This window comes from Paenibacillus pinistramenti (assembly GCF_005869875.1).
Taxonomy (GTDB): domain Bacteria; phylum Bacillota; class Bacilli; order Paenibacillales; family Paenibacillaceae; genus Fontibacillus; species Fontibacillus pinistramenti.
Genome location: NZ_VAWG01000017.1, coordinates 22,011 through 34,376, shown reverse-complemented (window position 1 = coordinate 34,376; position 12,366 = coordinate 22,011). Strand labels below are relative to the sequence as shown.

Here is a 12,366-nt window from a genome sequence, read left to right as displayed (position 1 = left end):
GCCATTACACTTTCCGCAAATCCATAACGATACGACTTATATGACGCTCGGCCGTATCGAATAACTTTTGCTTTTCCTCTTCCGGTGCCGATTCGTAGTTGGGAAATCGCTTGAGAAATGCCTTGGAACACGCTGTCAGCAGCGGCACAACAACCGATTGGTACGTGTGACCCACACACAGCATCAACCCTATCGTTCTCCTATCGTCAGGATCGGAATGGATCCACCATTCGTTGCACAACGATTCGACAGACTCGGTAAAGGACTCTTCGAACCGCTCCCAGTCGCGCTCTGGATTTTTGAGCCACGCCGCAAACCGGATTCTCCAGATCGGAGAAGGCTTTAAAGGCAGCAAGGCAGCCGCTGGCGAGGTGTCCCGTGCAACGTCACTTACAACTGGGGTGTCCGAGGACGAAATGAGCAGGTTATCAATCATCCGCAGAAAGCGGTCAAGTTTTAGATCGGAGAGTCCGAAGGAATAAGGAGCATAGACCTGCAAAAGCCTTACGGCTGCAGAATCGGTGGCCCCTTCCGCAAGCAGTGTGCGGGGTTCCATCGCTTGGATCAACCGAATTGTGCCGCGCGTCAGGTTGTCCTTCACTAGCAGCACTTCCGGCATTGAAGGAAGGGCCAGGCCCTCGTCTTTCTCATTTAACAGCGATAACCGCAAAGGATACAACATAAGCAGTGGATAAGGGACGCCGATACGTACACGGCCTTCGGTCTTTCTGGCAAAACCCTGCATATTCGCTGCCGTGAGCAGGTCGAGCGTTCCGACGTAACCGCTACCGAAGACGACGGCATATTTGTTGTGATAGACGATTTCCAACGTTCCCCGAAACGCGCTTAGCCAATCCTCGAAGCAATAGTCGTCCGGAAAGACCCCTTCCCATTGGAATGCGAACGTTTTGTGCAAAAATACCTGTCTCAACGGCCCGAACGGGTCCAGGCCGCCTACTTCGACCACGCGAATCATACATGCAGGGTCGACATGCAAAGCTGACTCGTCCTCCGCACCGGCCTTGAAGCATTGCGGAGCCAGACGATCCCGATTATCGGCACGGGGAACACCGATGCGTTCTAGCGAATCGGTGATGAAGTCCAAATCCAGGCCAAGGCTATCAATATCGTCAAAGGAGCCCGACTCGGGATTATAATCTTCCTGCTTCTCCAATGCTGCGGCGGCCTCCGCCTCGGCTACCCTATCAGTTCTTGCGTGATTCGGCAGCCGATCTGCTGCCACTGCCAGATGACACCAAACCGAGGTTAACCGTTCCTCCTCGTCCGTTACCAGACGCCCTCGCCTCAGACGCTCATCAAGCCACGCCAACGCTCTCTCCAACGCCCAGCTCTCCCTTCATCCGTTCGCAGTATTGCAAGCTGCGCCGTATCTCCGCCAGCTTCTGCAGGATATCCGCTTCGCGTGCTGAATCCGCTTCAAGAAGCTCGCCGATACGCGTGTCGATGGCGTCGAACTGCTCGTTGTAGTAGGCTTGCAGTCCATCCGTCAAGGAGGATTGGGTAAGCACGGACTGTGCTTCGATCCAGGCGTCGAGCAGCTCCGTTTCGCGGTCGATAAAAGCGAACAATACCTCTTTGGTGCTGTTGCGGAGCTTCTGCAATGACTCCCTTTCCCATTCCGCTTTCAGCTTGGCTTCCAGCTGCTGAATCGCAATATCCTTATTTCTCAGAAGATTCTCAAGCTGCGCCTTCTCGGACGCCTGTCTGCTCTCGGCCAGCTTCTGGTCCTGAATCGTTCCTTTCACCTGTTTCAAGACACGCTGCTTTTGCAAAAATTCCAGCTCCAGCTGCTGCTTCTGGTTAAAGAACATTCGACGGTATTCCGGGTCCTCCACCATTTCGACGCGGCTGCTCTGATAGACGTCATCCAGGTACGCGCCGATTTTCTCGCCGATCCCTTCAAAGCTGGCGAGATTCAACATATCGAGCATCGGATTTGCGGGATCCTGCTTGATGATTTGGCCGGGCTTCATCAGCTGCTTGGCCGAATTCTGTGCGGCTTCCTTGACGGATTGCTTCAGCACCTCTTTGGTTACGCCCTTCAGACCTTCCTGCGCGATTTTTTTGGCAGCCGTCGTCTGGCCGGCAATCGGTACGACGATCATGGCCCAATCCACAAGCTTGCCGATATCCTTGCCCAGCTTTTTATACGCGTTGGGACTCCCTATTTCTGCAGCGACGTACGACGGTACATAAACCGCGTCCAGTTGCTGCTTGATCCGGATCACCTGCTCTTCGATTTCATGAATCTCGGCAGGGCTCGAATCCTGTCCGCCTGCGGCTTGCGCCCGACTGTCCAGTGCGTCATAACGTTCCTTCAGCTTCATCAGTTCGCCTAGTTTGGAGGCCATACTCAACTGTTGCCTGTGTTCCAGGTCGGACAAGTCGGGGGCGGCAACCTGAAGATCTTGAACGGAATGAGCGATTTCAGCCGTTTGAATCTCGAAATTCTTAGCGCAGCGTTCGCGGATGCTCTGCATGGCACCTTCGACGAACATGCTTTTCTCCCGCAGCATCGTCTGTTGGATCGTCAAGCCGGCCGCCTGCGAAGAATCTCTGTCGCATACGGCCTGAGACTGACGAATCGCATCCTCCTTCAGCTGAAGATTCAACTGCTGCAGGCTATCCTTCAGTCCGGAACGGATTTGTTTCCACTCGCCCAGCATCTTTGTCTTTTCTTTCTCGATCAACTGCATGACTTGAGTACGTTCCTTCTCCAGAAGCGCCTTCGACCGTTCGACGCCTTCTCGTCCTTCCGAAAGCGCAGCCTGAAACAGCTTCTCTTCGTTCGAGAAGTCAACGGCCGCGTCGGACAGCAGGCGATGAAGCCTGAACTCGGCGGTTTTGGTCTTGTAGCGGTCGACCTCGTTCACAAGGAGTTGAAAGAGGTGCGTACGGAACAAATCGACGCCCGTACCTTCCTTCGCCGACAACGCGTACACGGTCGCTTCCATTCCCAACGATACCGACAGCTCGTCCTCCAGCCGCGAAATAATGTCGATCAACCGTTCCCCTTCTCCTGCCTGGACAATGCGGTCGATCTGATTCAGGACGAAGATCAGATTGGGCTGGAATTGCCTGATCGTCTGCAAATACAGGAGATTCGCCTGTGTCAGCGAGGCCTTGTCGATTACGAATACGGCCGCATCGCAACCCGCAATCGCCCGATGAGCCAATTCGTAATGCTTGTCATGCTGGGAGTTCTCGCCCGGCGTATCCAAAATGATGACCCCCGTGGGAAGCAGACTGTCCTGGAGCGTAATCGCCATCGATTCGATCTCGCCGATCCGTTCGGTGTCCTGCGTGTATCGTCCGATGGCGTCGACCGGGATTTCCTGCTCGCCGCCCAGCTGCCGAAGCACAGCTCGATCCCGGCTGCCGGACGCAATTTCCGTGAGCAGCGCCGTCGTTACCGTCGTCTTCGTTGGCAAGAGCCCGGGCCTTCCGACCAATGCGTTGATGAGCGTGGACTTTCCCGCGCTGAACCGTCCGAGAAATGCAACCCGCACCGATTGGTTCAGAAACGTATCCTTCAGCCTGCCAATCTCCTCCTGCCGGGCTTCGTTCAGCGGAAGCCCGGTCAAGATCTCGTCCATTTTCTTCTGTAAGGTCATCTATGGTTCTCCCTTTCGCTAGGAAATGAGCTCAACATACAACTGCCGGATTTCCTTTGTTTTTACGTTCAGCTCCTGATGCAGCCCGTCCAGCAGCGCAAGCAGCTCCTCTTGTTTTTGCCGGTTCTGCTGCACCAGCATCTCATGCTCCTTGATTCGGGCGTCCATGGCCACAATTTCCTGATCGTGCTGCCGGATATGCAAATCGAAAGCGTGGTTCATCATCCGTTCGGCCTGCAAATCCGCAATTACGCCGTCGTACGCCCGCTTGGCCTGATGGCCGGCGGAGGCAACGACATGCAAAATTTCGTCTTTTACCTGCCCCAGCAGTCTTTCGTTGACCTCCAGCGTTTTCTTCATGATTTCGCCTCGGACGTTGTTGTACTGCTCCTTCAGCTGCTGCTCTTTAGCCTCGGCGGCGTCCAATCTGCGTTTGGCTTCCTCCGGAGACACTCCCGGAACACGCTTTCGGCCGTCCAGCTCTTTCATGGCGGCTTCGAATCGGTCCTCCAATTGTTTCATCGCCTCGGCAAGCGCGGCGCGATCCGGATTTTTAACCGTCACTTTGATCTCTTCCCGGCCACTCAGCATATCCTTCATTTTGCCGAAAAGACCTTCGCGTTCACGACGTTCCGATTTCTCCATTGTAAGAGGCTCGGCGTCGAATTGATGCTTGATCATTTGAAGACGGTGCTGATAGATCTGCTCCTCCCGCTGCCTAAGATTCTCGAGCTGCCGGTTATAGTGATCGTCGGTGATCGCCTTGACTTGTCTATCCTGCTGGCTCTGGGCATGTCCGATTTCCTGGCGGATCTCTTCCTTTTCCTGGTTCAGCTTCTCGAGCTCAGCGTTGCCTCTGGCTTTAAAGGCCCGAAGCGTCACATCCAGGCCGGCCTGTCCGTTCCAGGTGCCGAGCTTGTCCGATAGCTCCTCGTCGAACCGGTCGGCGTACTTCACGACAAGACCCGCCAGCCGGTCCTTGAAGCGGTCCGTCATCTTCCGGATACAGTCATTGTACGCGCTTCGGATATGGCCCAAAATTTGCTCCCGGTGCTCCTCGTAATCCTCAAGATGATGAATCTCCGACTCCCGCTTTAGAACGCGCCCGACTCCGTCCACCTCAGCCTCGTATTCCTTGCGGAAGCAGTCTTTCAAGTCTTTCAGCTGCAGGTAGAGCCTCTCCTTCTCATCGTTCAGGGCCATTCGCCGGGTGTCGATCTGCTGCCGCAGCTGCTCGACCTTCTCGCGGATCTCGTCCAGATTCAGTTCCCCGTTCAGCAGTTGAATGTTCTCCTGCATGCTGGCAAGCAGATTCTGGTAGAAGCCCTCCATGCGATGCAGCGGTTGAACGAGCATTTCCCGCGCCTTCTCGCCCTGCGTCAGATACACCCACAATTTTTCTTCAAACGCCCAGAACCGGGAAGCGTCATGCTCGTCCTTGCCCGTCGCAAACACGCCCCCGATCCGCTTCTGCAGCGCTTTGGCCGCGCTTACCGCATACACGCTCGAAAACTTCGGATCCACTTGAAAATAATCGTTTCGCTTGAGCTTATCCTCGATCGATAAGACGACCGATTCCACCGATTGCTCGCTCGTATCGACCTCATCGCAGCGGTTCGCTACGAAGAAGATGCGATCCAGCGATTTCTGTATATCCGAGATGAAAATAAACTCCGTCCGGGTGGCGGCGTGGTTGATGTTGAACAGAAAGATGCTGGCATTCGAGACAGCGATCTGCTTGCGCGTAATCTCATCGTGCTTCTTATGGAGGCTCTGCATGCCCGGCGTGTCGACGATTACGACCCCATCCTCAAGATAAGCCGAATCGACATACAGATCCACATGCTTGATCTCCTCGACCACGGAGAATTTCGTGCTCATCTCGGTGACGTACTGTTCCAGTTGGTCGAAGGGAACCCGCTCGCTTCGGCCGTCCTCGAAAAAGACTACCGCTTCCTCCGACCGGTTGGGGTTCTCGGAGTAATGACGGATGTAGTTGACCGTCGCCGTCGTGGGCTGGGCTTTGCTCGGAAGCACCTTTCGGCCGATGAGCGCATTGATGAACGTTGATTTGCCCGTGCTGAATTCGCCCACCACTATGATTTCAAACCGGCCCTTCACCAGATTGGCGTGCAGCTGCTCCAGGTCCTGCATCTCGTTCTTCATATCCAAATGAACGGCAAGGCGGTCCGTTACCTGCCGGGCGTAGTCAAGATGCTCGGTCAGCACCTGCTTTACGTTGTCGATTTTGTCGCGAAATCGCTGCCGCGATTCGATCATGGACGACTCTCCTCCTTCACCATTCGGGTTGAGCCGGCTCCCATTAGTCGCCGCTCCTCCTCTTCCTGCTTCCATCTGATTTCCGTGCTGACCATCGTTGTAACGACGGCCCTGTCCTGCTGCAATTCGTTCCCGCATTCCGAGACGGCGTACAAGGCAGTCTGCTCCAGATACTTCCCGGCCTGGGCATTGATGAGATTGGCATGCTGCCGGTAAGACCGTTGCAGCCCCGGAACGATATCCTGAAGAAACTTCTCGTCCACCTGCCGGCGAACCTCATCGGCCTGCCGCTTGAATTGAACCGCCAAGCGCTTCGTCGAATCGATCCGGCCTCTGAGCTCCATGGCCTCATCGTGTAGATGGACAAGCTCCTCTTTATAGCGTTTCTCAATATCCTCCAATTTCGCTTGCCACCGGCGTCGCGCGCTGTCGTCGCTTCGGTTCCTCGTTTCGGTCTTCTTGCCGAAGAGAGCGTCCCTCAGGCCAAACCCGCTGTAAGATTTTCGCGCGACCTCTACTTCCTCCGTCCAGCGTTCAACATCCGGCATGCTCCCTTCACGCTCGATGTCGCGTTTCTGCTCCGCGGGTATGGCGTTCATGCGGTTGTTCTTGCTCTCCAGCTGCCGTTCGATCACGGGGACCGCCGAGAACAGGTCCGTCGACTCCGTTTCCAGCTTGACGATGCTGCCTTGCAATTGCCGCAGCTGCGTGAATTCCTTGTGGAATTCTCGCAAGGCGATTGGCTTGAACGAGAACGAATGCGCCTGCAGCGATTTGATCAGTCTCCCGAACGGCTGGCCGTTCCCGGACGCATCCAGTTGAAAACGCAGCAACAGCTCGATCAGCTCCTGGTTTCGTTTCGGTATCGCCTGCGCCATTTCGGCGAGATCCCGATCGACCATCCGGGCAAAGGAAACGAAGGCCTGTCCGAAGTGCTCGTGCGTTTCGGTGTCGTACCGGTTGATCCGAGTTTCGATCTGTTCGAACAGGATGGAGATATCGGATCCGTATTCCTTATACATGGACCTAAGCTCGACGCTCAGCTTCTCGGTACGGGCCAACAGTTGGGACGAAAAGGGCTGATACGTTGCGGCCACCCATTCCGTCATCTTCGCATCCAGGCTGTCCAGCAGCTGCGTCGTGTCGGCTTCGATGTAATTCCGTGCCTCATGCTCAAGCTTACGGAACTTGCCGCGGAGTAAAAGCAGCTTCCGTTTGAGATTTAAATCATCCAACTCCTGCTGCTGTTGAAGCTTTGCCACCGCCTCGGCCTGCAACTCGGCAAGCTCCTCGCCAATTTCGGCTGCGGTCTTCTCGAGGCTACCGATGTAATCCCCGACTAACGCGGATGTCGAGAAATAGTCGGTCAACTGCCGCTCGAACGAAGCGAACCCTGAGTCGGACAGCAGCTTGGCATCGCCCGATAGTTTGGCCTCCAGTGCCTGGGACGAGGACAACCCCCACACCTGGGGCGCTTGCTCAAGGCCGAAGATCGATTGCAGATTGCCAGCTACCGCATCCAGCAGCTCTTTGCGTTCATCCGGTTCGACCCGGTCCACTTGATTCACAACGAAGAAAACACGTTCCTGGTACTTCCGTATGTATTGGATGAGCTCGCCATCATAAGCGGTAATCCCCCGGTCGGACATCATGAAAACGATGGCCGAAGCCGACTGTATTTCCTCTCTTGTCGCATCGAACAAGTGGGGCGTCATCCCGTTGCCGCCCGGCGTATCCACAAAGCAGATCCGTTCGGCCTCGACCGGCAGCGGGTGAAAAATATCGACCAGCTTAATGTCGGCCACACGTCCCTGTGTCCCATGAAGCGTCGTGGCGTCCAGCAGGACGAAATTGCCTGCGCCGATCTTGCCCGACTCGACGTGTCCGTCCCGATAATGAACCCGAAGCGAGTATGCCAGCTCGTGGTCTGGCGGCACCGGAAACACGCGGGTGGCGCAGGAGGTCGTCTCTCCGGATCTGGAGATTAAAACTTTGGCTCCCATAAGCGCATTCAGAAATGTGGATTTCCCGGATGAGAAATGTCCCGCGACTACGACCTTATGTAGCGGATCCGACATACTGGCTTTCAGCTTCTGTAGGCGATAGTCCAACACCGGATCATAAGCCACCGTTTTACTCATTTCAGCGATTTGCCGCATCAAGGCGTCCAGACGCCTTTGATTCATGTCCATACGTTCTCTCCCAATCAGCAAAGAATCAACCGAACTAATCGGAGTGTATCAGGTCACACTGTCCGCATGCTGTCATCAAACACATGTTCCTAAACAAAAAACGCATACTTCACGCCGAAGTTGCCACGACGATTCGTATACGTTGCCAAACATCTTCCGGATGAAAGAATAGGCCCGTCAACTGACGTGTAAGGGGCAAAAGAACTACTCCTACTCCATTATTCTACAATTCCCGATATTTCCCTTCAATGACGTAAAATTTTCCTTTTATCCCCTCCCATTGAGACTATTCATAGTCACAGACGTTATAGGAAATATCGTACTACCTGGAATTCGGTCAGCTATACCGCCACTGTCTTCGTTCTCTCGAGTCACTCGATCAAAAAAATCTATATATTGTATAATGGTTCCTTATTATGACGATCATTGTAATAAACTAACCTATTAATGTAAGCAAGCATTTAGAGAATAAGTAATTGTCTTACACAAAAATACCAATAGTATCAAAGTATACTGCAAAGGGTTGATGAAAACTAATGAGTACTAAACACGTTCTTTCAGTTGAAGAATGCCAGTTACTCTTGGAGGTTGCTAAAAAGTCAGACCACTTCTTAAAAATGGGCTATGTACTATGCAAAACTATGTTAAGGACCGGATTACGAAATTCGGAAGTTGTACAACTTACATACTCACAAATCGATTTAGAGCAAAACGTTATACATATCAAAAAGGATAATAAGATCAATGGATCAATTATTCCAATAGACTGTGAATTAGCTGATGAGCTAATACAATACCTCAGCCACCCTGCCTACCTACGTTGGATTTCCAGCGGAAAAGAACAAGTGTTCTTCATCAAGGATAAACCTTTTGATGGAAATTCCCTAACTATCTTTATTAAAGAGCTTGCTTTCAAAGCAGGTATCAAGAAAATAATAACGCCTCGTAACTTACGATATACCTTTGCATACACGCTAAAAACGAACAATTTTTCTCCATTGGAAATGAAAGAGTTATTGAGACTAGATAGTATGGAAAGTGTTTCACGCTACCTGTTTATACCGAATCATTATCTTAGATTACTAAAGTAGCGCTAGAAGAGACCCTAACGGTAGCTTCACCGCGGATGTAACCTCCTGATTATTGCTGCTCGTCGTATTTACGGCTTGCACTTACCGCATTTCTTAAACTCATAATTCGGATAGTTATTTCCCGACCAAAACGATGCCTCCTCCACGAGCGAGAAATCATACCACCCGCCATCACCTTTGATTTCTCTGATTCCTTTAAGACCTGTTTCTCCTAGAAGAACATGACCACATGTGGATTTATGTGCTATGCATAGCTTGTCAGGGATATGGACGTTTACCCAAATCAATGTTCTCCCCCCAGAGCAGATCATATTTTCAATCTATAAATCGCTTTGTTCTCCAAACCACGAATTACCGGTGTCCATTCTTCACTTTCCGCGGTTGTTTGAAGCATGTCCTCTACCATCTGCAATTTAGCATCCATCGCATCTATATAGTGAAGTGCCACAGCTTCTGGTAATTGCGGTTGAACAGGGCTTCCCCATTCACCCAGATTATGATGAGACAGAACTAAATGCTGTAGTGCCATGATGACATTTGACTCTAAATCAATTTCAAGTCTGATTGCAGCTTCTGTAATCCAATTGGCGGCCATACAGATATGTCCTATCAGTTTGCCCTGGTTACTGTAATCAAGCACCATACCATACTCTGATATCATTTCCACTGGTTTGGCAATGTCGTGTAAGATTATTCCCGCCTTAATCAAATCCGAATTTAGAAACGGCCGTTGCCGGCAAATAAATTCACCTATTTCAAGCATTCGAACAATATGGTAAGCTAAGCCACCGAAATAAGCATGATGATGAGATTTGGCCGCGGGGGCGGATTGTATTTTGTCTTTCACTTTCTCAAAACAAAAAGTAACAATTGATTTAATATCTTTATGAGATAGACTACCTATGGCTTGTTCAATGATAGGGATAAGTTCGTTAGCATCTACGGGGGCGGAACGGATAAAATCTGTTAGGGATACACCATCTTGCTCCATTGTTTTTCGTATTCTAATTACTTTTACCTGTAATTTCTCACGATACACTTGAACCACGCCCTGCACCTTAACAAGACACATCGGAAAGAATGTTTCAATATCCGTCTTACTTGCTTCCCAATACTTTGCAGAAATAATGCCACTTGAATCAGCAAGTACTATATCCAAGAAATCTTTAGGAATCGAACTATTTGTCTGTTTTGCCTCCAATTCTTTTATCAAGTAATATCCGACAAACTCATCCCCGTCTTTTAAATCTTTTATTAATGCGGACATGATCTCACCTCTACATTATGGTATGAACTACCGGCTCTACGACTCCTGAATCGCGTAATGCATGATAAAAATCCATAATAATTTTTCTATCTTGATCATCACGGTATAATCCAATCGGTCGTACTTTACTGAAAGTAAAATGAAGATTGTTTTTAGCCCTTGAGAGAGCTACAAAAAAAGTTGCTGTATGCTCTTCCCTCTGATCTGCAAATTTATAAAAAGCCGCATCCTCTAGTCCCAAAAAAATTATTGTCTTGTACTCTAGTCCCTTACTCTTATGAATTGTCATAATAGGTACTATATTTTTCCCAAGCAAATTATCGATTGCAATGTCCAAACTGCCCGCTTTTATGTATTCTTCCCACAGATATTTAGCCAACTGTAAACGTAGCTTTTCGATATAATTTGATCTCATATATTGCGGAAAGTACGCTTTCAGCGCATCAATGGAATAAAAGTAACAAATTTCTTTTAAAATGTTTCCCAGATCATTTTCGTTACTTATTGACCTCAAATCAGATTTGAGTTTCTTAATAAAATCACTTAATTCTCTCTGAGGTTCGTGAATCTTCGAAGATGTTTCGTCCATGTTTTTTAAATCGAGAAATATATTCCTACAATACGTCCATGAGCCTGCATTTCTTCTGATTGCTATAATCATAGTGTGAATACAAAGGGATATGAAATCTTCTTTAAGGAAGTCCTGATATACCCCTTCGTTTCTCGCTTGTATTCCAATTTTATTAAACTCCGTAATCATTTCGCTGCAGTACACATCTATTTTTTGTTTCACAAGAATACAGATATCATTCGGTTTATGGCTACCATCTGCTAAGTAGGACTGAACAATGCCTCCAATTGCTTGGGCTTCCTGGATATGATTTTCAAACAAATGAAGGTAAGCACGGCCATCAGAGGCTTGCCATTTTGGATTTGTTTGGATTGATATGGGTTGCTCATTAAATCTTGAAAAAAACATTTTTTGAATTTCAATGAGTCTGGGTGCTGAGCGATGATTCATCACTAACCGATAAGTGGTTGCTCCAAAGTCAGACTGATATATTGAGAAAATCTCTCTCATCGCTCCAGCCCATACCATAATACGTTGTTTTCCATCGCCCACTGCAGTTAATACCGAGTTGGAGTTGTGAAAGCAAGCCTTCACAAATTCATACTGAATATTCGTGGTATCCTGAAACTCATCGAGAAATACATGACTGTAAGTCAATTGTAACGCCTTCCTCAAATGAGGATTTGATACTAACAAATACGCTGCCAGCCTAGTAATCATAGCGAACGACAATCTAGCTGTACTAGTCGCCCCACCTTTAAGTAAGAATGTCCATGCAGCCTTCGTTGGATATTTATTATCCAAAGGTAATGGTAAAGAATATCGAACGATTTCCTTTTCCAACAAGTTGTTAATGTCACCTGGCCGCATCCCAGCGGGAGGAATAAACCCTGCATGCTCATACGCTGTCCTGATATCGTTTTGGGTTCGGTCCGCAATAGCGATATCATAGACTGAATCAGGCCTGTAATCCTCAGGAATTCCCAGATAGAAGCGATCCACAAGACTCTTAGCAAATGCATCATACGTCATAGATTGGAATCGCTTTGAAAGTTCTGTACCGCAACGTTTCTCTACCCGTTCGGCGAGGTTCTTCGCGGCATCTCTCTTAAAACTTATTGCTAGGATTTTCCTTGGAACCTTGCAGGTAGATGTCTCAAGCAAATAGCAGGCTCTTTGGGCAAGCAATTCCGTCTTACCTGCTCCAGGCCCAGCAATAACTAAAGCGTTGTCTTCGCTTTTTACAACTTGTAGCGCAGCAGGTTCAAGCATTAGTCCGTCGGCAGGTTCCCATCTATTCTTATCAATGATTTTCATCTAATAGCCTTTC

At 49.8% G+C, this 12,366-nt stretch carries 7 protein-coding genes; 1 reads left to right on the top strand and 6 read right to left on the bottom strand.

Annotation, left to right across the window (positions count from 1 at the left end; translation table 11 throughout):
- Positions 1 to 4: 4 nt before the first annotated feature.
- From FCN15_RS15970 to FCN15_RS15955, 4 genes are read right to left on the bottom strand one after another with little or no spacing between them, the layout of a single operon-like run.
- Positions 5 to 1,342 carry a hypothetical protein gene (locus FCN15_RS15970; protein ID WP_138495995.1) on the bottom strand — a complete coding sequence of 446 codons (1,338 nt, stop codon included), beginning with the start codon at positions 1,340 to 1,342 and terminating at the stop codon, positions 5 to 7.
- Positions 1,317 to 3,635 (bottom strand): dynamin family protein, encoded by a 2,319-nt coding sequence (locus FCN15_RS15965; RefSeq protein ID WP_138495994.1) that lies wholly within the window; start codon positions 3,633 to 3,635, stop codon positions 1,317 to 1,319. Before FCN15_RS15965 ends, FCN15_RS15970 begins: the two co-directional genes overlap by 26 nt.
- A gap of 18 nt (positions 3,636 to 3,653) precedes the next feature.
- Entirely contained in the window at positions 3,654 to 5,915 is a 2,262-nt protein-coding gene (locus FCN15_RS15960; protein WP_162515388.1) for a dynamin family protein, read from the bottom strand.
- Positions 5,912 to 8,101, bottom strand: coding sequence for a dynamin family protein (locus tag FCN15_RS15955; protein ID WP_162515387.1), 2,190 nt, complete (start codon positions 8,099 to 8,101; stop codon positions 5,912 to 5,914). Before FCN15_RS15955 ends, FCN15_RS15960 begins: the two co-directional genes overlap by 4 nt.
- Positions 8,102 to 8,643: 542 nt before the next feature.
- On the opposite strand from FCN15_RS15955, the gene FCN15_RS15950 reads away from it, so the two are divergent.
- Positions 8,644 to 9,198 carry a tyrosine-type recombinase/integrase gene (locus FCN15_RS15950; RefSeq protein ID WP_138495991.1) on the top strand — a complete coding sequence of 185 codons (555 nt, stop codon included), beginning with the start codon at positions 8,644 to 8,646 and terminating at the stop codon, positions 9,196 to 9,198.
- A 307-nt stretch (positions 9,199 to 9,505) separates the two neighbouring features.
- Here FCN15_RS15950 and FCN15_RS15945 read toward each other — a convergent pair whose 3' ends face one another.
- Complete coding sequence (locus FCN15_RS15945; protein WP_138495990.1) at positions 9,506 to 10,465, bottom strand: 3'-5' exoribonuclease YhaM family protein; 960 nt, start codon at positions 10,463 to 10,465, stop codon at positions 9,506 to 9,508.
- A gap of 10 nt (positions 10,466 to 10,475) precedes the next feature.
- Positions 10,476 to 12,353, bottom strand: a complete 1,878-nt coding sequence (locus FCN15_RS15940; protein WP_138495989.1) for a UvrD-helicase domain-containing protein — start codon at positions 12,351 to 12,353, stop codon at positions 10,476 to 10,478.
- Positions 12,354 to 12,366 lie beyond the last annotated feature (13 nt).